At 70.3% G+C, this 21,007-nt stretch carries 24 protein-coding genes; 14 read left to right on the plus strand and 10 right to left on the minus strand.

All coding sequences use genetic code 11. From position 1 onward, the window contains the following. Positions 1–148 precede the first annotated feature (148 nt). Positions 149–862 (plus strand): VanZ family protein, encoded by a 714-nt coding sequence (locus BN3560_RS11820; protein WP_096228202.1) that lies wholly within the window; start codon positions 149–151, stop codon positions 860–862. Between the two features lie 127 nt (positions 863–989). On the opposite strand, the gene pyrE is transcribed toward BN3560_RS11820, so the two are convergent. Both pyrE and BN3560_RS11830 read right to left on the minus strand, forming a co-directional pair. Continuing rightward, positions 990–1,667 carry an orotate phosphoribosyltransferase gene (pyrE, locus tag BN3560_RS11825; protein ID WP_096228203.1) on the minus strand — a complete coding sequence of 226 codons (678 nt, stop codon included), beginning with the start codon at positions 1,665–1,667 and terminating at the stop codon, positions 990–992. Positions 1,668–2,074: 407 nt separating this feature from the next. Beyond that, positions 2,075–2,590, minus strand: a complete 516-nt coding sequence (locus tag BN3560_RS11830) for a nitroreductase family protein (RefSeq protein WP_096228204.1) — start codon at positions 2,588–2,590, stop codon at positions 2,075–2,077. A gap of 135 nt (positions 2,591–2,725) precedes the next feature. Here BN3560_RS11830 and BN3560_RS11835 point away from each other — a divergent pair, with 135 nt between their 5' ends. Further along, positions 2,726–3,091: a winged helix-turn-helix transcriptional regulator gene (locus BN3560_RS11835; protein ID WP_096228205.1), complete on the plus strand. Its 366-nt coding sequence runs from the start codon at positions 2,726–2,728 to the stop codon at positions 3,089–3,091. Positions 3,092–3,110: 19 nt separating this feature from the next. Here BN3560_RS11835 and BN3560_RS11840 read toward each other — a convergent pair whose 3' ends face one another. Then, the gene (locus BN3560_RS11840) at positions 3,111–3,932 is read right to left on the minus strand and encodes a hypothetical protein (protein WP_096228206.1); all 822 of its coding nucleotides are present in this window, start codon (positions 3,930–3,932) and stop codon (positions 3,111–3,113) included. A gap of 137 nt (positions 3,933–4,069) precedes the next feature. Between BN3560_RS11840 and BN3560_RS11845 the strand changes: the two genes are divergently transcribed. The 5 genes from BN3560_RS11845 (at position 4,070) to BN3560_RS11865 (ending at position 8,650) form a co-directional block, all read left to right on the plus strand. Next, positions 4,070–4,768 (plus strand): lantibiotic protection ABC transporter ATP-binding protein, encoded by a 699-nt coding sequence (locus BN3560_RS11845; RefSeq protein ID WP_096228207.1) that lies wholly within the window; start codon positions 4,070–4,072, stop codon positions 4,766–4,768. After that, a complete protein-coding gene (locus tag BN3560_RS11850; RefSeq protein WP_096228208.1) occupies positions 4,765–5,541 on the plus strand; it encodes a lantibiotic immunity ABC transporter MutE/EpiE family permease subunit in 777 nt (258 codons plus the stop codon). Before BN3560_RS11845 ends, BN3560_RS11850 begins: the two co-directional genes overlap by 4 nt. Then, positions 5,538–6,356 (plus strand): ABC transporter permease, encoded by an 819-nt coding sequence (locus tag BN3560_RS11855; RefSeq protein WP_231897394.1) that lies wholly within the window; start codon positions 5,538–5,540, stop codon positions 6,354–6,356. The genes BN3560_RS11850 and BN3560_RS11855 overlap by 4 nt, the downstream gene beginning before the upstream one ends. A gap of 204 nt (positions 6,357–6,560) precedes the next feature. Next, positions 6,561–7,223, plus strand: coding sequence for a response regulator transcription factor (locus tag BN3560_RS11860; RefSeq protein ID WP_087191961.1), 663 nt, complete (start codon positions 6,561–6,563; stop codon positions 7,221–7,223). Beyond that, on the plus strand, positions 7,211–8,650 hold the full coding sequence (locus tag BN3560_RS11865) for a HAMP domain-containing sensor histidine kinase (RefSeq protein WP_231897395.1): 1,440 nt from the start codon (positions 7,211–7,213) through the stop codon (positions 8,648–8,650). The genes BN3560_RS11860 and BN3560_RS11865 overlap by 13 nt, the downstream gene beginning before the upstream one ends. 179 nt (positions 8,651–8,829) lie before the next feature. Here BN3560_RS11865 and BN3560_RS11870 read toward each other — a convergent pair whose 3' ends face one another. Then, entirely contained in the window at positions 8,830–9,414 is a 585-nt protein-coding gene (locus BN3560_RS11870) for a type 1 glutamine amidotransferase family protein (RefSeq protein WP_096228211.1), read from the minus strand. Between the two features lie 61 nt (positions 9,415–9,475). Further along, complete coding sequence (locus tag BN3560_RS11875) at positions 9,476–10,363, minus strand: helix-turn-helix transcriptional regulator (protein ID WP_161959473.1); 888 nt, start codon at positions 10,361–10,363, stop codon at positions 9,476–9,478. 308 nt (positions 10,364–10,671) lie between these two features. On the opposite strand from BN3560_RS11875, the gene BN3560_RS11880 reads away from it, so the two are divergent. Beyond that, positions 10,672–10,881, plus strand: a complete 210-nt coding sequence (locus BN3560_RS11880; protein WP_087191957.1) for a helix-turn-helix transcriptional regulator — start codon at positions 10,672–10,674, stop codon at positions 10,879–10,881. After that, positions 10,878–11,360 carry a hypothetical protein gene (locus BN3560_RS11885; protein WP_096228213.1) on the plus strand — a complete coding sequence of 161 codons (483 nt, stop codon included), beginning with the start codon at positions 10,878–10,880 and terminating at the stop codon, positions 11,358–11,360. The genes BN3560_RS11880 and BN3560_RS11885 overlap by 4 nt, the downstream gene beginning before the upstream one ends. Before the next feature lie 114 nt (positions 11,361–11,474). On the opposite strand, the gene BN3560_RS11890 is transcribed toward BN3560_RS11885, so the two are convergent. The 5 genes from BN3560_RS11890 to BN3560_RS11910 all read right to left on the minus strand — a co-directional run bounded on the left by BN3560_RS11890 (position 11,475) and on the right by BN3560_RS11910 (position 14,915). Next, complete coding sequence (locus BN3560_RS11890; RefSeq protein ID WP_096228214.1) at positions 11,475–12,266, minus strand: class I SAM-dependent methyltransferase; 792 nt, start codon at positions 12,264–12,266, stop codon at positions 11,475–11,477. A gap of 24 nt (positions 12,267–12,290) precedes the next feature. Then, positions 12,291–12,647 carry a DUF1048 domain-containing protein gene (locus BN3560_RS11895; RefSeq protein ID WP_087191954.1) on the minus strand — a complete coding sequence of 119 codons (357 nt, stop codon included), beginning with the start codon at positions 12,645–12,647 and terminating at the stop codon, positions 12,291–12,293. After that, positions 12,644–12,967 carry a PadR family transcriptional regulator gene (locus tag BN3560_RS11900; protein ID WP_096228215.1) on the minus strand — a complete coding sequence of 108 codons (324 nt, stop codon included), beginning with the start codon at positions 12,965–12,967 and terminating at the stop codon, positions 12,644–12,646. The genes BN3560_RS11895 and BN3560_RS11900 overlap by 4 nt, the downstream gene beginning before the upstream one ends. A gap of 218 nt (positions 12,968–13,185) precedes the next feature. Beyond that, positions 13,186–13,665: a type III toxin-antitoxin system ToxN/AbiQ family toxin gene (locus tag BN3560_RS11905; protein WP_157780582.1), complete on the minus strand. Its 480-nt coding sequence runs from the start codon at positions 13,663–13,665 to the stop codon at positions 13,186–13,188. A gap of 320 nt (positions 13,666–13,985) precedes the next feature. Beyond that, positions 13,986–14,915: an EamA family transporter gene (locus BN3560_RS11910; RefSeq protein WP_096228217.1), complete on the minus strand. Its 930-nt coding sequence runs from the start codon at positions 14,913–14,915 to the stop codon at positions 13,986–13,988. Positions 14,916–15,177: 262 nt separating this feature from the next. Between BN3560_RS11910 and BN3560_RS11915 the strand changes: the two genes are divergently transcribed. The 5 genes from BN3560_RS11915 to BN3560_RS11935 all read left to right on the plus strand — a co-directional run bounded on the left by BN3560_RS11915 (position 15,178) and on the right by BN3560_RS11935 (position 20,986). After that, a complete protein-coding gene (locus BN3560_RS11915; protein WP_096228218.1) occupies positions 15,178–16,293 on the plus strand; it encodes a helix-turn-helix domain-containing protein in 1,116 nt (371 codons plus the stop codon). A gap of 217 nt (positions 16,294–16,510) precedes the next feature. After that, positions 16,511–17,197, plus strand: a complete 687-nt coding sequence (locus BN3560_RS11920) for an ABC transporter ATP-binding protein (RefSeq protein ID WP_096228219.1) — start codon at positions 16,511–16,513, stop codon at positions 17,195–17,197. Between the two features lie 4 nt (positions 17,198–17,201). After that, on the plus strand, positions 17,202–18,731 hold the full coding sequence (locus BN3560_RS11925) for a hypothetical protein (RefSeq protein ID WP_172623288.1): 1,530 nt from the start codon (positions 17,202–17,204) through the stop codon (positions 18,729–18,731). 173 nt (positions 18,732–18,904) lie between these two features. Further along, positions 18,905–20,398: a DNA polymerase Y family protein gene (locus tag BN3560_RS11930; protein ID WP_231897396.1), complete on the plus strand. Its 1,494-nt coding sequence runs from the start codon at positions 18,905–18,907 to the stop codon at positions 20,396–20,398. Positions 20,399–20,665: 267 nt separating this feature from the next. After that, positions 20,666–20,986 (plus strand): outer dense fiber protein 1, encoded by a 321-nt coding sequence (locus tag BN3560_RS11935; protein ID WP_096228221.1) that lies wholly within the window; start codon positions 20,666–20,668, stop codon positions 20,984–20,986. The last annotated feature ends 21 nt before the right edge of the window (positions 20,987–21,007 follow it).

Raw genomic sequence — 21,007 nt, forward strand, 5'->3', positions numbered from 1 at the left:
CCCTTAAGCGTTCCTTAACCGGCGCTGAAGTTGCGGCTACGGTTGGCGCGCGCGGGGTGGGGCGGGGGCCGCAGGGCGGTACGCTTCTTCCTGCCCCGGTTGCGCGCACCGGGGCGCAACCGGGCGGAAGCGGAGAAGGAGCGGCCTTATGGAGCAGTCAAAGGCTTGCGGGTGTGCAGGCAAGGCGGCGGGCAGGGCGGACGGCCCTGCGAGGGACGGCGAACGCGACGGCGGGCGCCGCGGCGCGGTCGAACACGGGCTGGGACGCGGCGCCGGGCACGGGGCAGGTGGCGTGGCGGACGGCCTTCCGGGTATCGCCGCACCGGCGGCGTTCCAGATGGAACGGCCGGCGGGGTTCTTGGGAAGCCGGGCGCTCACCGGGTGCCTCTTCGCGGTCTATCTGGCGTTCTTGGCATGGATCGTGCTGCTTAAAGGGCAGTTCTCGCTTGACGTGGCAGGCACGATGCGCAGCGTGAACCTGGTGCCGTTGGCGGGCGCGACGGTCATCAACGGCGCGGCCGACTACCGCGAGGCCGTGGAGAACCTGGTGGCGTTCGTGCCGTTCGGGCTGTACCTGGGCATGCTCGCAGGGCGCCAGCCGCTTTGGCGGGGCATCGCGGCCGTGGCGGCCGTGAGCCTGGGCTTCGAGGTATTGCAGTTCGCGTTCGCCATGGGGGCGTCGGACGTCACCGACCTGATCGCGAACACGGCGGGCGGCGCGCTGGGGCTGGGCCTCTACGCGCTCGCGCGCCGCGCCTTCCGCTCGGACGGGCGCGCGCTGCGCTGGTGCAACGCCGCGGGGCTTGCCTGCACGCTGCTCGTCCTGGCGCTGACGGCCCTGCTCGTGGCGGCGAACGGATAGTGAGGCGACCTGGGTCTGCCCGGGATGAACGACAGGGGGAGCGCACCATGCGCTCCCCCTGTCGTTCATCCCGATGGCCGTCTTTCGCTTCGTTCGGCCTGACGGCCGCACCTGCGGGAGGGCGGGGCTACTTCGCGCCGTACTGCTCGTAGTAGGCGTCCAGCGCAGCCTTCACTTCGTCGTCGATGACCACGCGGCCCTGGCACTCGCGGTTCAGCAGGTGCTCCGTGACCTCGGCCATGTCCACGATGGACGCGCATGCGAAGCCGTAGCGCTCGCGCACCTCGTCGAGCGCGCAGATTTCGCCGCCCTTTCCGACTTCCATGCGGTTGAGCGACACCATGAGGCCCACCACCTCCACGTCCGCCTGCTGCATGAGGATGGGGTGCGTCTCCTCGATGGACTTGCCCGACGTGGTCACGTCCTCCACGATGACCACGCGGTCGCCGTCGTGCAGCGCCGAGCCCAGCAGGATGCCCGTGTCGCCGTGGTCCTTGACTTCCTTGCGATTCGAGCAGTAGCGCACCTCCTTGCCGTAGAGCTCCGAGAGCGCCATCGTGGTGATGACGGACAGTGGGATGCCCTTGTACGCCGGGCCGAACACCACGTCGAAGTCCAAGCCGAACGCGTCGTGGATGGCGCGGGCGTAGAACTGGCCCAGGCGGTGGAGCTGCGAGCCCGTCACGTAGGCGCCCGCGTTCATGAAGAAGGGGGACTTCCGGCCGCTCTTCAGCGTGAAGTCGCCGAACTTGAGCACGTCGCTCTCCACCATGAATTCGATGAACTCCTGCTTGTAGGCCTCCATGGGCGCTCCCTTCCTCCCGCGTGCGGCACGGTGCCGCACGCGCGCGTTCCGTCGTGCGACCATGATACTAGAACGCGGCCCGCTCCGCCTCTATTCGCGAAAAACTACAATAGAGGTCATTGACAACTATTAGATTACGTCATATAGTGATTGCGGTCTGAAACACAAGAAGGCGCGCCCGGCATCCCGTCCCCAACGGATGCCGGGCGCGCCTGCGTTCGGGCGGCGGGGTGCCCTGCCGCCGGATGGCCGCCGCAGGGGAGCCGTCGCCGGGTTGCCGTGCCGACGGATGGCCCGCCCCGGCAGGCCGCTGCCGGGTAGCCGCGCTGCGTCCCCGCGCCTCGACACCGGTCGTGCCGCATCCCCGCGCCCCGCCGCCGGCCGTCCCCGGCGCTCCCGGCGCGGCGTCAGCCGCGGAAGAGCACGAGCTCGCGCACGGGGATGCGCGTCTCGGCGTGGCGCTCGGGGTCGGCGGGGGCGTCGGCGGCGTAGCCGGCCGCCAGGATGCTCACCGGCTCGAGCGTAGCGGGCAGCTCGAGCGCCCGCGACGCGACGGCGGGGTCGAACGCGCAGATCCAGCAGGTGCCCAGGCCCAGATCGGTGGCCTCCATCATCATGTGGTCCGCCAGGATGCTCGCGTCGATGAGGGCCGCGTCCAGGCCGTCGAAGGAGCGCTTCCACGAGCGCCCGTGGTCGGCGCACACGACGATGGCGAGCGGCGCCCCGTGCAGGTTGCCGGCCGCGCCCAGCCGCGCGAGCGCCTCGGCGCCCTCGACGACGGCGAGGCGCACCGGCTGGCGGTTCGACGCCGTGGGCGCCACGTGGGCGGCCTCCACGATGCGGTCGACCTTCTCCCGTTCGACGGGGCGCGCCTCGTAGGCGCGCGACGAGTGGCGGCGCTTGGCCAGTTCGAGGAAATCCATAATGCGATCCTTTCCGTGTTTTCCGGTTCCCTTGCCGCTCAGGGTACTCCATGATATCCAAATGACAAGTAGGCACTCTTTTGGTATATACTATCCAAAAGGATACTAATGGGTTGAACGGGGAAGGAGCGCGCCATGGCGAAGCGTGCGAACGCGTACCACTGCTCGGTGGAGGCGACGCTCGATCTGGTGGGCGGGCGCCACAAGGCGCTCATCCTGTGGCACCTGCGCGGCGGCAAGCTGCGGTTCGGGGAGTTGCGCCGCCTCATTCCGCAGGCCACGTCCAAGATGCTGACGCAGCAGCTGCGCGAGCTGGAGGCGGACGGGATGTTGACGCGCATCGTCTATCCGGTGGTGCCCCCGAAGACGGAGTACGCGCTGACCGCGCTCGGCCGCTCGTTCACGCCCGTGCTCGAGGCCATGTGCGCGTGGGGGCGGGAGTACCTCGACCGGCTCGAGGCGTGCGCCCACGACGGCGAAGGGGCGGCCGCGGGGGAGTAGCCGCGGCCGGAAGCCCTCGCTACGCCTGCGGCGAGGGGGCGTGGGCGGGGCGCGCGCTCACGAACACCTCGGTCCGGGGGTAATAGGCGAGGCGCACGGCGTCGCCGGCGTCGGCGATCTGCCGGAGCGCATCGCGGTCCTGCTCCTTGACGGACACGCGCACGGTCTCGCCGTCCTCGGCGACGAACTCGACTACGAGGTCGGCCGAGCGCGCAGAGGCGTATCGGCCCGAGGGACGCTGCTCCTCGAAGTCACTCAGGAGGCAGCGCTGCTCGCGCGGACCCTCGATCGCGTCGGCCACGGCGTCGGATGCCCGCAGCGCTCCGAACGCTCCTGCGGCCGCGCCGAACGCGAGCATGAACGCCACGATGCCGAACGGCTTGACGACGCCGTACGTGCAGCGGTGCTTCTGCCGATGCCGCCGGTAGAGCGCGAACACGGCGACGCAGAGCGCGATGGCGGCCCCTGCGGCGAGGGGCGCGCGGCCGAGCGCGGTGAGCGCGCCGAGGGCGAAGATCGTCGTTCCCGCGTAGCAGACGAGGTTGAGGACGACGACGCCCGCCTGTCGCGCCGTTTCGCGTGCCAGCGCGCGCCGCCCCTCCGCGGTGCGCGGGCGAGCGCGCCACGGGTCGTGCAGGACCGGCGGCACGAAGCAGAGCACGCCGATCCCCATGGCCAAGAACCCGATGCCCCCGATGCCGCGATCGACGAGCCCCTGGATTCCGACGGAAGGCGCGAATTCCCCGTACATGAGCGCGCCGAACCCGCCGAACAGCGCGACGGCGCCGACGACGGCGAACGCCTTTTCGGCCAAGGAGAAATCTGCGCGCAACACGGCCATGCGGTTCCCTTCCTCTTGCGTTTGCACAAGATGACAGTATAGCGCGCCGAGGGGGCGCGGGAAAAAGCGCCGCGGCCTTTAAAGAATCTTTAAGAACCGGGCGCATCCTGGGTTCAGGCAAGAGAAAGGAAAGATCTATGGGATGCATATTGGAGACGAACGCGCTCACGAAGACGTTCAAGGGACAGACGGCGGTCGACCATGTGTCGCTGCACGTGCCGGAGGGCTCGGTGTACGGCCTTTTGGGGCCGAACGGCGCGGGGAAGTCGACGCTGCTTAAAATGGTGTGCGGCATGCTGCGCCCCACGTCGGGCGGCATCGCCTTCGCGGGGCGCCCGTGGACGCGCGCCGACCTCGACGGCATCGGCGCGCTCATCGAGACGCCGCCGCTCTACGACAACCTCACCGCGCGCGAGAACCTGCGCGTGCGCACGACGCTCTTGGGCATGCCCGAAAGCCGCATCGACGAGGCGCTGGCCACGGTGGAGCTCGCCCATACGGGGTCGAAGCGCGCGGGGCAGTTCTCGCTCGGCATGAAGCAGCGCCTCGGCATCGCGCTCGCGCTCGTGGGCAGCCCGCGCCTGCTCATCCTCGACGAGCCGACGAACGGCCTCGACCCGGTGGGCATCCAGGAGCTGCGCGCGCTCATCCGGTCGTTCCCGGAGCGCGGCATCACCGTGGTGCTGTCGAGCCATATCTTGAACGAAGTGGAGCACGTGGCCGACCTCGTCGGCATCATCGTGGAGGGCCGGCTGGCCTACGAGGCACCGCTCGACGCGGGCGTCGATCTGGAGAAACTGTTCATGGACGTGTGCATGGGGAAGGCGGTGGCATGATGGGAGCTGCAGCAGGATCGTTTCCGACCGTGTTCAAGGCGGAGGTGCTCAAGGGCCGCCGCGGCGCCCCGCGCAAGGTGGCGCTCATCGCGCCGCTGCCGTTCTGCGCGCTGGGCGTGCTGTCCTCGGGCGTGATCCCGGGCACGGGCGCCATCGGCGGCATCGCGACGTGCTTGTGGAACTACTGGTACGCGCTCATGATGCCGGTGGCCATCGCGCTCATCTGCGCGTCCATCGCGAACCTCGACGCGCGGCAGAAGCTGCGCCCGGTGCTCGGGCTTCCGCTGCCGCCGGCGCGCACGTGGTGGGCCAAGGTGGCCTATGCGCTCGCGCTCGTACTGGGGGCGAACCTCGTCGTGCTCGCCTGCTCGACGGTGCTCACGGCGCTCGGCGCCGAGGGGCCGAGCTTCGCCGAGGGGCTGGCCACGGCGGTCCTGCTGACCCTCGCCAGCTCGTGGATGGTTCCCGCCGCGCTCGCGCTGACCCTGCGCTTCGGCACGCTCGCCGGCATCGCGATTCCGGCTTTGGCGCAGGTGGGCGTGGGCATCGCGCTGTGGACGTCGGGCGCGTGGTTCGCGTTTCCCCCGGCCACGACGCTGTGCGCGGTAGCGCCGCTCTTGGGCGTGGCGCCCTCGGGCGTGCCGCTCGAGGCGGGAGACGCGCTCGGCACCTTCGGCGGGGACGCCGTGCTCGGCATCGCGGTGGCCCTTGCCCTGTTCGCGGCGCTCGCCATCGCCGGGGCGGCGTGGTTCTCGAAGCGCGAGGCCGCATGATGGCGCGGGTGACGTTCGCGCACGCGCTGCGCTCGGAGGCTGCGCGGCTGCGCCGCTCGCCCCTCGTGTGGCTCCATGCGGTGTTGGCGACGGTGCTCGGCGGGCTGGCGGGCGCGTACTTCGCGTTCTCGGCCTGGGATTCGCTCATGGGGACCGACGCGTTCTTCCAGCTGCTCGGCGCCGGCGCGCCGCTTTTGGCGGGCATCTCGTGCGGGCTGGCGGCCGACGCGGAGCAGCGGGCGGGCGAGGCGGCGAACCTCTTGGGCGTGTCGTCGCGCAGAAGCGCGCTTGCGGCGAAGATCGTCGCGCTTTTGGGGCTCGGCCTCGCGGCGGCTGCCTGGGCGGCGGTGCTGTTCTGCGCGGCCCTCGCGCTGGCCGTGCGCCCGATGCCGGAGCTTCCGGCCCTCGCGCTGGCCGTGCTGGGCATCGCGCTGGGAAGCGCGTGCTCGTACGCGGTCTTCCTGATCGTGGCGCTGAAGTGGGGGCGCAACGCGTCCATCGGCCTGGGCGCGCTCGGGTTCATCGCTGCGATGGCGCTGCTCGGCGGGCTGGCGAACGGGCTGGTGACGGGAACGTTTTCCGGGGCGCTGGGCGTCGAGGCGGCCGCGCTCGTGCCGTTCGCCTGGCCGTCCCGCCTGGCGACGCTGCCCCTCGAGGCGTCCATCGCCTCGGCGATGGGCGCGGCCGGCCATGCCCAGGCGCTCGCGTCGGCCTGGACGACGGTGGCGCTTGCGTGCGTCGTCCTGACGGCCGTCGTGGCAGCCGCGGTGCTGGCCTGCGCGAACCGTTTCGAAGGCCGCCGCGGCGGCGAATGAGGCATCGCCCCTCGCGCCTCGCCTCCGTCTTCCGTGCCCGACCGGAGCCCCCGTCGCCCGAAACACACGCAAAACGGCCTCCAAGCGTGTGTTCGGGGCGAATATGCGGATCGGGACTGGCGGGACGCGGGGCAGTGAGACGCGGGGCGGCGGGACGGGTTTGCCGCCTCATGCTACACTCGACGACGAAGGAAAGGAGCGAAGATGGCGCGGATACTGGCGGTGGACGACGAGCCGGCGATCAGGAGCCTGCTTGAGCGCACGCTCGGCAAGGACGGTCACGACGTGCGCTGCGCGGCATGCGCCGAGGAGGCGCTCGCCGCGCATCCCGAGCGCTACGACCTCGTGCTGCTCGACGTGATGATGCCCGGCATGGACGGCTTCGAGCTGTGCCGCATCGTCCGCGAGCGCACGGACGCGCCCATCGTGTTCCTCACGGCGAAAGCCGCGGAGGAGGACGCCGTGTTCGGCCTCGGCGTGGGCGCGGACGACTACGTGCGCAAGCCCTTCGGCGCGGCCGAGCTGCGCGCGAAGGTAGCCGCCCACCTGCGGCGCGAGAAGCGGGAGCGCGTGTACGCCCTCGCGTTCGGCGACGTGCGGCTCGACCTCGCGGCGCGGGAGCTGTACGTGGGCGAGGCGCGCGTGGCGCTGACGAAGACCGAGTTCGACGTGTGCGAGTTCTTGGCACGCCACCCCGGCCAGGTGTTCTCGCGCGACCAGATCGTCGAAGGCGTGCTGGGTTGGGGCGCCGAAAGCGACGCGGCCACGATCTCGGTGCACGTGAGCAACGCGCGCGCGAAGCTGAAGGCGGCGGGCGCGGAACCCGTGCAGACCGTATGGGGGGTGGGGTACAAATGGATCGCGTGAGCGGAAGCGGAACCCGGCGCGCCCGCGGGCGCGGTCTGCCGTTGAGCCTGGTCATCCTGCGCTACTTCGCCTACGTGCTGGCGGCGGCCGTCGCGTTGGCGCTGGGGACGTACGCCGTGTTCGGCATCCTCGTCGGCACGGGCACGGTGTATCCGGCGAACTACGGCGACACGGCGCTCGCGGAGACGTCGGCGCGCCTGGCTGAGCTGCCGAGCGACGATGCTGGGGCGATCGACGACGCCGTGCCGTCGAGCTTTCGCTGGGCCCTGTTCGCGCAGGACGGCGCCTACGTGGCCGGCGATGCGCCCGAGCGCGCGAGGGACGATCTCAAGGCGGCCGCCTTCGACGGGCTCGCCATCGCCTACGGGGGGCTGAGCACGACGCGCTACGAGCCGGTGGAGCTGGTCGACGGCTCGGTGTGCGTGCGGACGTACGACTATATGCCGCAGTTCGCGTCGAAGGGGCTGCGCGACGCGCTGCCGAACCCGCAGAACCTGCTGTTGGGAGGGTTCGCCGTGCTGGCGGTGCTCGTGCTCGTGGGCATCGCCGTGCGCGCGGCGCGCGTGCTGTCGCGCAAGATGGCCCCGCTTGCAGACGCCGCGCGCCGCATCGAGGAGCGCGACCTCGACTTCGAGGTGGGGGCGTCGGGCGTGCGCGAGATCGACGACGTGCTGGGCGCGATGGACGAGATGCGCGCCTCGCTCAAGCGCTCGCTCGAGGCGCAATGGAGAAGCGAGCAGGCGCAGCGCGAGCAGATCGCCGCGCTCGCGCACGACCTCAAGACGCCGCTCACCGTGGTGCGCGGCAACGTCGACCTGCTGCTGGAAGGCGAGCTGTCGGACGAGGCGCGCCCGTGCGCGGCCGATGCGGCCGAGGGCGCGCGTCAGATGGGCACGTACCTGGCCGCGCTCATCGATGCGACGCTCGGCGACGCCGCGGCGTTCGCGCCGGTCGAACGTCCGCTGCGTCCCTTGCTCGAGCGGTTGCGCGCGCAGGCCGAGGCGCTTGCGGCGTGCGGCGGAGCGCAGGTGGCGTGGAGCGAGGGCGCGGCGCTGCCCGAGGCGCTGCGGATGGATGAGGCGCTCGTGGAGCGCGCCGCGATGAACGTGGTGGCGAACGCCGTGGAGCACGCGCCCGCCGGCTCGACGGTGGAGGTGCGCGTGCGGGCGGACGAGGCGGCGGGCGCGGGCGGCATGCTCGCGGTGAGCGTGGCCGATGCGGGGCCCGGCTTCTCTCCCGAGGCGCTGGAGCGCGCCTGCGAGCGCTTCTACCAGGGCGATCCCGCTCGCACCGCGCGCGGGCACCGCGGGCTGGGGCTGCATGTGGCCGCTCAGGCCGCCGCCCGCCACGGCGGCTCGGTGGAGCTGGCGAACCGCGAGGACGCGGACGGCGGCGCTTGCGTGACGCTGCGGTTTCCGCTGGGCTAGGGGCGAGAGTTTTCCGCTCCTTCTTCCCCTCGCCTTCCCTGTCGCCCTCTCTCCTGCGGCGCGGGGTTTCGCTTGTGGACGCTTGCGCGCGCCCGCGCCGATTCGCGACGGACGCGGCGTGCGATCGGCGCGGCGCGGGACGCCCTCATCCTGAGCGGCATCCCGCGCCGCGTCCGGCGCTACCCGGGGTAGAAGCCGTCCTTGTGGAGCTTGAACCAGGCATCGGGGTCGTCCTTCGCGCCCAGCTCGCGCAGCACCTCGCGCGCGAACTCGAGCGCGGCGCTGCCGTTCGCCGTGACCACGCCGCGGTCGGCCACCGCCTGCGCTTCCACGAAGTGCTCGGCGCCGCGGTAATGGGGTGCGCACTGCTGCACGTACTCGAGCGTGTTGCCCGTGTGGGCGCAGTCGTCGAGGAAGCCGTGCTCGGCCAGAAACGCGGCCGCGTTGCAGATGCCTCCCACGAGCGCCCCTTGCTCCCGCGCACGGCGGACGAGGGGCTCAACGGCGTCGATGCCGCTCGTCGGGTCGAGCCAGGGGTTGCCTCCGATGAGCAGCAGGGCGGCGAATTCCTCGGGGACGTCGTCCAGCGCGTAGTCGGGCACCACGGCGATGCCGCCCATCGAGCGTTTCGGGGCATGGTCGGGCGCGACGGTTTTCACCTCGAAGGAGTCGGTTTGGTTGAGCTCGGCGCACACGTACGAGCTTTCCCAGTCGGCGAAGCCGTCGAACACGTAGACGAGCACGGTTTTCTTCGGATGCTGCATGGTGGATCCTTTCCTTAGGGGGCGGAACCCATAGTACGGGGGCAACCATGACAGCTGTATGTCATGGTTTTCGAATATGTGCGAGATCGCCCAGGAATCCGCAGAGCCTTTGCACCCAGGCGGCGTCGTCGGTGCGGAAGCGCGCGACGCCGGCGGCTTCGTCCGCTCCGCGTTCGAGGAAGCGCGCGTCGATGGTTTCGACGAGGGCGAACTCGTTGGCCGCGTCGTAGTCGAGCTCCACGAGGAAGGTGCCCGGAACGTCCTCGTCGGGCGGCAGCAGCAGCGGGGCGTGCGGGGCGGAAAGGGCGAGCGCCGGGGTGTCGCGCGGTTCGAACGTTTCGCCCAACACCTCGAGAGCGGCGATTCGTTTGAGCTTGAACAGGCGAAACGCCTCGCGTTCTCGGCAGAAGGCGTGGAGGTACCAGCTCGATTGCTTGTAGACGAGCCGCGCCGGCTCCACGGTGCGCGCGCTGCGCCCCGACCGCGCGATGTACTCGATCCGCGCGCAGCGCCGCTCGCGCACGGCGTCGAGCAGAAGGGCGAGCTTCTCTTGCGCGATGCCGTCGGCGAACCACGACGAGAGGTCGAGGGCGATGGGGCCGCTCGCGGCGACCTGCGCGTTCGCGTCGGCGCCGGGGACGAGCCGGGCGATGAGCTGCGTGACGGCCTGGTCGCCGTCGATGCTGCGCAGCCCGTCGAGCGCCGCGTACAGCGCTGCTGCGTCGTGCGTGCTCAGCAGGTCGCGGCGCACCTTGAAGCCCTCGACGACGCCCACGCCGCCGCCTGCGCCCGGGAACGTGACGAGGGGCACGCCCGCCTGCCCCAGCGTGTCGAGGTCGCGCGCGATCGTGCGCGTCGACACCTCGAACCGCTCGGCCAGCGCCCCGATGGTCGTGCGCTGCGCATCCGCCAGCACGCACATGATCCCGATGAGTCGTTCCATCCGCATAAGCCCCCCCCTCCCTCCCTTTCCTGCCTGCATTCAAGGCGCCAACTCGCCAAGCGCCAGCTTGCCGCGGCGTCAGCTTGCACTGGCGCAAACCTGCCGGAGTGCAAACCTGCCGGAACGCAAACTTGTCAAGCGCCAGCTTACCATGCCTGCGACGGAGTGCTTAGCGTGAAACATCTGTTCTCTTTATTATGCGCCGGCTGTTCTGTTTCGGGCGCCCGCGATGCAAGTAAAGTCAACTTGACATATCTTCGCCCGCCTGCCATACTAGGTAAAGTCAACTTTACTACTATTGAATCGAGCCGACCGTGGACACCATCAGGAACCGGGTGAGGGAGCTGCGCGAGGACCGCGGGCTCTCCCAAAGCGAGCTGGCACGGCTCACGGGCGTCACCCGCCAGACCATCATCTCGCTGGAGAAGGGGAGCTACGTGCCGTCGCTGCTTTTCGCGCTCAACCTGTGCGAGGTGTTCGATGCCGCGGTGGAGGACGTGTTCAGCAAGGAGGAGCAATCATGAAGAAGGTGGTGTTCGAGAGCGTGGGCAACGTGCTGCTGTTCGTGCTCATGGGGCTGGCGTTCATGTTCCCGTTCTCGCGCTACGAGGGCGGTGCGACCGCAGACGGCTTCTCCCTTTCCGTCCACCTCTCGCCGCTCATGGCGGTGTTCGTGGTGTTTCTGGTGCTCTATCCCATCGCCCGTGCGATGTTCGTGAGGCGCAGCGGGCTGCATGCGAGCACGCGGGACAACCTGGAGCTCGCAGCCGACGACGAGCGCGAGCTCCAGATAACGGGCCGCGCGCTCAGAACCGCGTACCGGGTGCTCATGACGTGCTTGATCGTGGGCCTGGGCGTGCTGGCTGCCGCCCAGTTCCTCTCCGCAACCTTCCTGGGCGACGCCGTAGCCGTGTACCGCACGGCCGTGGGAATCATCGCCGCCACCCTCGTTGCCGCGAGTGCTTCGTACTGCATCCGGTGGTGCCTCGAGTACCGGAAGTGAGGGGCGGCCCGCCTCCCGGCGCGACCCTCGCGGCATCGGGCAGGTCTTCCGGCGTCTCCACCCTCCAAGCCCCGAAGTCTCCCTGCTCCCGGCACCCGTCCCACGTGCGCGCCGTCACGCCGAGGCGCGCAGGCTGAACGTCATCGGGAACCTGTCGTCGTTGCCAGGGAGCTCGTAGAGGCCCTTCTCGGGGGAGAGCTCGAGGCTGCCCGAGTCGAAGAAGTTCTCGGGGAACTCGTTGAACGCGTCGATGCGCAAGCCGGCCCCGATAAGCGCGTTCAGGATGTCCGAGACGGGGTGCATCCAGAAGTACGCCTCGACGCCCTCCTTCGGCTCCGAGGCGTAGCCGCCGATGCAGTCGTCCACGTCGGGCTCCTTGCCGAAGTAGGGGTACGCCAGGTCGTACTCGCCGCGTCCCAGCTTGGCCTCGTCGAAGGCCAGGTAGAACGGATGCGAGTCGAACACGTAGAGGAAGCCGCCGTCCGCGAGCAGCCGTCGCACGCCGCGCGCCCAGGAATCGAGGTCGGGGAGCCAGCCCAGCACCCCCTCGGATGTGAACACCACGTCGTAGCGGCCGTCGAGGCTGGCGGGCAGGTTGCAGGCGTCGGCCTCGACGAAATCGACGTTCGCGAACCCGAAGTCCTCGGCGAGCATCCGCGCACAGCGCACGTTCTCGGGAGCCAGGTCAACGCCCGTCACGTGCGCCGCGCCTTCGGCCAGCGCCAGCGTGTCGAACCCGACGTTGCACTGCAGGTGCGCCACGCGCTTGCCGGCCAAATCGCCCAGCTCTTCCCGTATGTGGGCGTTCAGACGGTTCTCCCCGTCCTCGATGCGCTTCCGGTAGTGGCGGTAATGGTCCTCGGCCAGCATGCCCCAGGCATGCCGGTTGCTCTCCACCTCGATCATGCCAGGTCCTCTCCTCTCGTCGGGCTAGGGGCGGTTGCTCCCCAGCTTTCCCATGATAGCGCGGTTGAGGGCGTCCTGCTTCGTGCCCTGGTACGTTTTCGCGCCCGTCAGCAGGTCGTCGCAGAACGCGGCCACGTCCTCGCCGGTGACGTCCAGCACGTCCCGACCGGCCGCGGCGCCCTGTTCGAACAGGTCCACGAGGTCGGCCAGCACCACGGTCATGTCCATGCCGTCGCCGGCCACATGGTTCCACATATAGTGCTGGATCTTGTCGTACACGAAGCGGTAGTCCTCGGGCAGCGCCTTGACGCGCGCCATGGCCTCGCGGTACTCGCGCTTCTCGCGGGCGACCTTCTTGAAATAGGCGACCGGGTTCTTCATCGGCTCTCCTTCAGCTCGTTGATCTTCGACGCGACGAACTCCCATTTCGCCCAGAAGCGCACGAGCTCCTCGCGGCCCGTATCGTTCAGCGCGTAGAACTTGCGCGGCGGGCCCAGCTCGGACGGCTTCTTCTGGGTGTCCACCAGCCCGTTCCTCTCCAGGCGCACGAGGATGGCGTACACCGTGCCTTCCGATACGTCGGCGAAGCCCAGCGCGTTCAGGTGCCGGGTTATCTCGTAGCCGTACGTCTCCTCGCGGCCGATGATCTCCAGCACGCAGCCCTCCAGCACGCCTTTCAGCATCTCGGTTAGGTTCTCCATCGCTCCCTCCTTCCAAGCGGTTCGGGTGAACGGTATTCAGCGGTGCTTAGTACCAGTATATAGTAACACAGAATAGCGAGGATACAGGAGGGCACGGGCAAGACGGTAAGGCGCGGCGGGCAGGAGCGCGGGCAGGCCGGATCGCGGGTATGGGCGCTAGGCGGGGCGCTGGGGGCGTGATACGGCGGCTCGCCTACCGCCGCGGCGTGCGAGCGTCCCTACGAGTTCGCCTGCCGCTCGCGCAGGTGCGCCTCGAGCCGCTTGAAGTCGCAGCACACCGCGGCCAGATGCGGGTCCTTTCCCGAGGTCGCCATGTCGTAGACGTGCTGCGCCTTCGAGACGATCTGCCGCGCCTTGCGGTTGCAGTACTGGTATTCCTCAAGAAGCAGGCGCTTGCGCTGGTAGTCCTCTTCGTCGAAGCTCTTGACGGCTCGCAGGTCGGGCGGGATGGGGAACATGAAGGAGAACCGCAGGCTTCCGACGGGCTTGTTGTTCACGTTCTTGATGACGAAGCTTGTCTTCTGCGATTTGGTGAACGAGGAAACGGGTGCGAAGTAGTCAAGACCGTGGATGCGGAACAGGACGCCGCACACGAACTTGTTGTGCTTCTCGTACTGCACGTTCGGCACCTTCGGCTCGATGGCCTGTAGCTCGTCGATATAAGCCTGATCGACGGTGTAGAAGTTCAGCGCCCCCATGATCTCCCCCTTGTAAAAAAGATGAGCGGCTCGACTGCTCGAACCGCTCATGCTTACCAGTCGCGCTTATCGGTGGCGAAACACCTTGCATAAACCAGTCGCGCTTATCGGTGGCGAAACACCTTGCATAAACCAGTCGCGCTTATCGGTGGCGAAACACCTTGAATAACCTTAGTATGGCACGCGCCCGCGCGGAGCGCAAGCGAACAAACGATGGGGAAACTATGCTTTACGTCTACACAGCTATGCGTCCACCGCATCTGTTAGTGCGTGTCCCAAAAAGGGACAGTCCCCATTAGAGGTGTTCCGAAGCGTGCCGGCTAGGCGGGATGCTCCGCAGCTTCCTCCGCAGGCTCGACCTGCGCCTTCATGTGGGGAAGCTGCGAGATGGCGATGCCGGCGAGGATGGCGACGATGCCGACGGCCTGGAGCGCCTCCACCGGCTCGCCGATGACGAGCGCGGACAGGGCGATGCCGCAGGGAAGCTCGGAGGACGCCATGATGGCCGAGAGTCCCGGCGTCAGGTGCGGCGTGGCGATGCCGAACAGCACCACGGGGACGAACAGGGCGCACAGCCCCAGGACCAGGCCGAACTTCCAGATGCCGTCCTGCAGCGCGCCGCTGGCGAAGTAGTCGGGGCACAGCGCGAAGCCGAGCGCGCACGCGCCCAGGCACACGACGAGCCCGCGCTGGATGGGCGGCAGGCCGCGCCCGACGCGGCTCGAGAAGAACATGAAGAAGGTGCAGCTCGCGGCCGAGAGCAGCCCGCACGCCACGCCGACGGGATCGAGCGCCCCCACGTCGCTCGAGAACGCCCTGCTGGCCAACAACGTCCCTCCCAGGATGACGGCGACGGCGACGACCTCGGCCGCGCGCGGGCGGCGGCGCACGACGACCAGTTGGAGGACGATGCTCATCCACGTGAACTGGAACAGCAGCGTGATGGCCACCGACACCGGCAGCAGGGTGAGCGCGTAGTTGTAGAGCACGGTGCCGATGCACGTGTTCAGCCCGAGGGCCAGAAGGGCGAGCACCTGTTTCGGCGAGAGCGGAACGAGGCGCCTGCCGCGCGAGCGTTGCACGAGCAGCGCCGCCGCGAACAGCAGCGCGGCGAACAGCACCTGGCTTGCCACCGTCTGGGTCCAGGTGAAGCCGGCGGCGTAGGTGATCTTGACCGTGGTGGCCTGGGCGCCGTAGCTGGCGCCGGCGAGGAAGACGATCCCGGAGTATTTCAAGGTGTCCTTCTGCATGGGGCCTATTCTAGGGCATGCCGAGAGCGCCCGGAGGCGGGCGGGGCGGCGGGCCGTGGCGTCGGCAGAAGGCGTGCGCCGTGGGCCGCGCTGCGCCGCCTTGCCCGGTCGCGCGGTGCGTTACTTTCGCGTTCGAGAATCAACCGATGATCGCTTGCGTCAACCAATGCGACTCCCTCATACTGGAAGCGCGGAAAGCGTCCCGGAACCGGGCGCGGGCAAATCCCAAAGCGGCCGGGACCCGAAAGAGAGGAAGGCGACCATGAACGATGTGGGAATCGGCGCCACCATCGCGCGCGAGCGACGCACGGCGGGCGTCACGCAGGCCCAGCTGGCGGAGCGCCTGGGCGTGACGAAGGCTGCCGTGTCGAAGTGGGAGCTGGGCCAGAGCCTGCCCGACGTGGCGCTGCTGCCGCGCATAGCCGCCTACTTCGGCATCTCGCTGGACGACCTGTTCGCGTTTCGGCCGCAGCTTGCCGAAGACGAGGTGCGCGACGTCTACCTGGAGCTGTGCCGCCTGTTCGCCGAAGACGCCGACGCCGCCTACGCGCGCATGGACGAGCTCGTGCGCGACTACGCCTCGTGCTGGAGCCTGCTACTGCAGATGGCCTCGCTGTATTCGCAGCGCTCGCTCGTGGAGCCGGAGCGCGCCGAGGAGCTGCTGGACAGGACGTGCAGCCTGGCCGAGCGGGTGGAGGCTAATGCCGACGACGTGGAGCTGGTGCGCTCGGCGCGCGTCGTGCGCGCGCTCGTCATCAGCCAGCGCGGCGGCATGGACGAGGCCATTGCCCTGTTGGAGGGCGTGAAGCCCGCACGTCCGCTGGGCATCGAGGGGATGCTTGCGGGCCTGCACAGTATGCGGGGCGAGCGCGAGACGTGCCTGAAGCTCTGCCAGGAGATGCTGTTCTGGGGCGAGATGAACGTGATGCAGAGCATCGGCATGCAGCTTGCGCTTTACACCGAGGACCCGGCGCACCTCGCCGCGCTGCTGCGGGCGGCCGAGGGGGTGATGGAGGGCTTCGACGTTGAGGAGGTGAACCCCATGGAGGCCGCCACGTTCTGCGGCTCGGCGGCCACGGCGTGCCTGTGGGCCGGCGACGAGGAGGGCGCGCTGTCCTATCTGGAGCGGTTCGTGGGGCTGCTCAAGCGTTTCGACTTGGACGGCTTGCTGTTCCCTCGGCGCTCCGCGCTGTTCGACCTCGTGCCCGAGCTGGCGGAGACCGACGTGGAGCGCGAGCAGGCGACCGCCGACACGCTGTTCGGCGGTCTCGATATGAAGGAGCAGTGCAAGCTGGCCGTCACCGGCGATGCCGCGTGGGAGCGCGTGGCCGACGATCCGCGCTTCCGCCCGCTGCTCGACCGGCTGGCCGCGGCGTAGGGAGTGCGAGGCGATTCCAGCCGGCGGGACTGTGCCAACAGTTTCGCAATCGGCATTTCGCGGCGGAACCATCCTGTAGGGCAAGGGCAGAGCCTTTGCCGCCACTTGCAGGACAATCTCGGTTGACGGCAAGGGCAGAGCCCCTTGCCCTACAGCGAACCTGGTGTGACTTCTGATGGAAACCTTGCGATCGGTCCAGGAAGACGAAAGAGGGCGAATGGACGCATTGGACGGAGAACCGCGCGCTGCGGCGCCCGCGCTGCGGATGGAGGGGCTGGCGTACCGCTACGTGCGCCAAGACGTGTGGAACGACGTGTCGTTCTCTCTGGAGGCCGGGAGCATTGCGTTTCTGACCGGGCCGAACGGCGCGGGCAAGTCCACGCTGCTGCGCTGCCTGGCCGGATGGGACGCGCCGGCCGAAGGCACGGTGGAGCTTGCCGGCCGGCCGTTTCGGCCCGAGCGGCTGGATCAGCGCCGCTCCGTGTCGTTCGTTCCCGACGTGCCCGCCTTCTACGACGACCTGACCGCCGGGGAGCACCTTGACTTCGTGCTGAGGGCGAACCGGCTGCCCGCGGACGACGCCCGCGCGGCCGGGCTCGTGGAGGCGCTCGGGCTGGCGGGGCATCGCGACCAGTGCCCCTCGGCGTACTCGCGCGGCATGCGCCAGAAGCTCGCGCTCGTGCTGGCGCTGGCCGTGCGCCCGCGCCTGCTGCTGCTTGACGAGCCGTACGGGCCGCTGGACCCGGACGCCTCCGCCGTGCTGAGCGGCCTTCTGGACGCGGCGCGCGCCGAGGGCGCGGCGGCCCTCGTGAGCTGCCACCACGACGTGCCGGGCCTGGAGCCCGACCTGCTGCTGCACGTGGAGGGCGGGCGCCTGGCGGCGGCCGTCCCCGGGCGGGGCTGACGCCATGCTGTGCGACATCCGCCTGCTGCTATGGCTGCGCGCCCGGCATGCGCGCACGGCTCTCGTGCGGCTCGTCCACGCTGGCGGCACCGACCTCGTGGAGGACCGCAGTCCAGGGGAGCGCGCCTACCAGCTGTACCTGGCGGCCATCGCGGCGGTGTGGGCGGCGCTCATGTGGGCGGCCCTGCTGGACGCCACGGCGGCGGCATTCGCCGCGGTCGGGCCGGCATCGTCGGCCATGGCGCTGGCATTGGGCCTGCTGGCGCCTGTTGCCGTGCTCGCGTGGGCGGCGGTGCGGGCGCTGCGCATGTCGCCGGTGAAGCTGGCGCGCGCCGACATGCCCTTCGTCGCGGCGGGACCCTTGGGCATGCGCGCCATCGCGGGTATGGGCTGCGCCTCCTCCATGCTCGCGGGCGCCGCGGCCGGGGCGCTGGCGGGGTACGTGCTGGGCGTGGGGCTTGAAAGCGGGCTGGGGGCGTTCGCGCCGCCGGCGGCCTGCGCGCTGGCCGCCGCGCTGCTGGTCGCGGCGGCGGTGGGCGGCGCGTGGCTCCTGGGCGCGGCGCGGCTCGCCTGCCCGCGCGCCGTCCGGCGCCGGGGAACCGTCGCCCTGGCGCTCGCGGCCGTTGCGGCGGTCCTCGGCGCCGCCGCGCTCGCGCTGGGCGTCCCGCCGGCCGCCTTCGCCCCTGGCGGCCCCGGCACGGCCGTCGCCTGCGCGGCGGGCATCGCCGCCTGCGCGGCCGAGGGCGGCCTGCTGGCACTGCTGGCCCCGCGCATCGACCGGACGGCCGTCATCGTGGAGAACGCGCTCTACGCCGACTTGCAGCCGTTCGGCCCCTTCTCGCCGCTCGACCCGCAGGCTGTCACCGACTACCGGCGCCGCCGCAAGCTGGCCGCCCGGCTCGCGCGCGGGGTGCGCTTCCGCCTGCCTCTCGCCTTCGGCGCCGGCGTCCTCGTGTCGCGCGCGGCGCTCTCGCACCTGCGCCAGTACGGCGGCCTGCCCAGCCTGCTGGCGTTCGGCGCGAGCGCGGCGCCGCTCGGCGTGCTCGCGCTTGCGGGCGCCGGCGGCCCGGTGACGTTCCTGTTCTGGCTGGCGGCGCTCGTCATGTTCCCGCAGGGCGCGCGCGAGGCCACGCGCGCGTTCCGCGACGACCTACGCGTGCGCCTCGTGCGCGACCGGCTGCCCTTCGGGACGCTCTCGCTGCTCGCGCTGGACTCGCTCCCGGGCCTCGCCGTGGCGAGCGCGGTATCGTGCGCGGTCGTGGCGCTCGTGCTGCCGGCGGGCTTCCCGCTGGCAGCGGGGCTGGCGCTGGCCGTGCTCGTGAACGCCGCCGCCGTGCTCTGCTGCGGCCTGGACGCCGTGCGCCTGTTCCCGGGCGGACCGCAGCCGTTCTACGAGGCGGGCGCCCTCGTGCTCGTGGCTGCGACGGGCGCGCTGTCGCTTGCGGGCTCGCCGCCGCTCACCGTGGCCGGTGCCGCCGCCGTGTGCGCAGCCGTGGCGGCCGTGGTGCGCGGCGGCGCGGAGCGTGCCCGCTGACGCGCGGGCGGGGGAGCGCCGCCCGCGTGCGCCGCCTTGGCGCGCTGCCAACGCACCGTCCGCGCGGGTCGATAGCTGATCGAAACAGTTATTTGACCTGCGAAATCATGGTGCGAGCCGTTACGTGAAATCCACGGTCTGTTCGCTTGTGCGCCGTCCGATAGTATGCGAACATGCGTTCTTCTAAAGAGATTCGGAGCAGGAGGCCGACGGCGGGCGCGGCCTCTGCAGGCGTGCGGAAAGCGGGCGAGGTCATGGTGGATGCGGTGCGGCGGGAGGCCGGGGGCGACTCGCAAAAGCGGGCGCAGGTGCAGGAGCAGGCGCGGCTACGACCGCAGGAGCGGGCGCGCCCGCAGCCGCAGCAGCGGTCGTGCAACCGGGGGCCCGTGCAGGAGCGCAACCGGCGGCGCGTGATCTTCCACTCGGACATGAACGCGTTCTACGCGAGCGCCGAGCAGGCCGAGCGCCCGGAGCTGCGTGGGGTGCCGCTCGTGGTGGGCGGGCACGAGGAGCGCCGCCACGGCATCGTGCTGGCGAAGAGCGCGCAGGCGAAGGCGGCGGGCATCGTGACGGGCGAGGCGCTGTGGTCGGCGCGCGAGAAGTGCCCGGGGCTCGTGGTGGTGCCGCCGCGCTACGACGTGTACCAGAAGTACTCGCGCCTGGCGCGCCGGATATACTACCAGTACACCGACCTCGTGGAGCCGTTCGGCCTCGACGAGGCGTGGCTCGACCTCACGGGCGCGCTCGCGCTGTCCAGCCGCAGCGCGCTCGACGTGGCGCGCGAGATCAGCCAGCGGGTGAAGGACGAGCTGGGCTGCACGGTGTCCATCGGCGTGTCGTGGAACAAGATATTCGCGAAGTTCGGCAGCGACTACGAGAAGCCGGACGCCATCACGGCCGTCACGCCGGAGAACTACCGCGGCCTCGTGTGGCCGGCCCCCGCCGACGAGCTTCTGTACGTGGGCGGCGCCACGCGCGCCAAGCTGCACTCGTCGGGCATCGACACCGTCGGCGACTTGGCCTGCGCCTCGCCCGAGCTGCTGCGTCGGCGGCTGGGGAAGGTGGGCGGCATCCTGCGCACGTTCGCGCGCGGCGAGGACGCGACCCCGGTGAAGCCCTACGACGCGGCAAGGAACGAGGTGGACTGCACCGTGAAGAGCTTCGGCAACGGGCTCACCGCGCCGCACGACATCGCGTGCGAGGCCGACGCGCGGGCGCTCATATGGCTGCTGGCGGAATCGGTGGCGCAGCGGCTGCGCGAGGCGCGGTTCCGCGCGCGCACGGTGTCCATCGGCGTGCGCGACGCGGCCGACCTGTCCAGCTACGGGCGGCAGGTCACGCTGCCGCGCGCGACGAACGTGACGGGGCACATCGCGCAGGCGGCCTGGAACCTGCTGGTGGCAAACGAGCCGCTGGACGAGACGCGGCCCCTGCGCGGCCTGCACGTGCGCGCCTCGGGCCTGGTGCCCGTGGACGCGCCCGAGCAGCTGGAGCTGCCCTTCGACGCACGCCGGCGCGTGCTGGAGGACCTGGACGAGGCCGTGGACGAGCTGCGCCGCCGCTTCGGCAACACGTGCATCCAGCGCGGGACCGAGCTGCTGGACGAGAGCCTGCTGGAGCTGGACGTCAAGCGCGACAACGTGGTGCACCCGGTGGGGTACTTCTAGGTTCCGCCGTTCTCCGAACGGCGGAACGAGCCGACGCTGCGGCCGGCCGTGGCACCCGGCCTTCGCGCGATCCCGGGGGCTCGCGTACCGAAGTACGCTTCGCCCCCGCGATCCCGCGAATTCCGGGCACCACGGCCGCCCTCGCTGACTTGCTACGCCAACCTGGACGGCTTGGCAGCCGGACCGGCGCGGTAAAGTTCGCGCTTCGCGCGAATCGGCGGGGGCGAACAAGGGGGAGCGAACAAGGGGGAGGAGGCGCGAGGGCGCATGGTGCGGGGCATTGCGGGCAGGCGGAAGCGGTACGTGGAGGTGGAGGCCGAGTTCCTGGCGGACGGCACCGTCGTGCCGCGCGCCGTGGCGTGGCACGACGGGCGGCGCTTCCCCGTGCGCGCCGTGCTGGGGCGGCGGCGGTGCGCCTCGCTCAAGGTGGGCGGCGAGGGCGTGCGCTACGACGTGGTGGTGGGGAACTCCCACACGTTCCTGTTCCACGAGGACCCGCGCTGGTTCGTGGAGGAGATCGTGCCCGAGCTGCCGCCCGAGGATGCTGGGGCGTCCGCACGGTGCGGCGACGGAGCCTTCGGGGCATGATGCGCGCCCGTGTCGGCCGTC

This window comes from Gordonibacter urolithinfaciens, from assembly GCF_900199375.1.
GTDB lineage: Bacteria > Actinomycetota > Coriobacteriia > Coriobacteriales > Eggerthellaceae > Gordonibacter > Gordonibacter urolithinfaciens.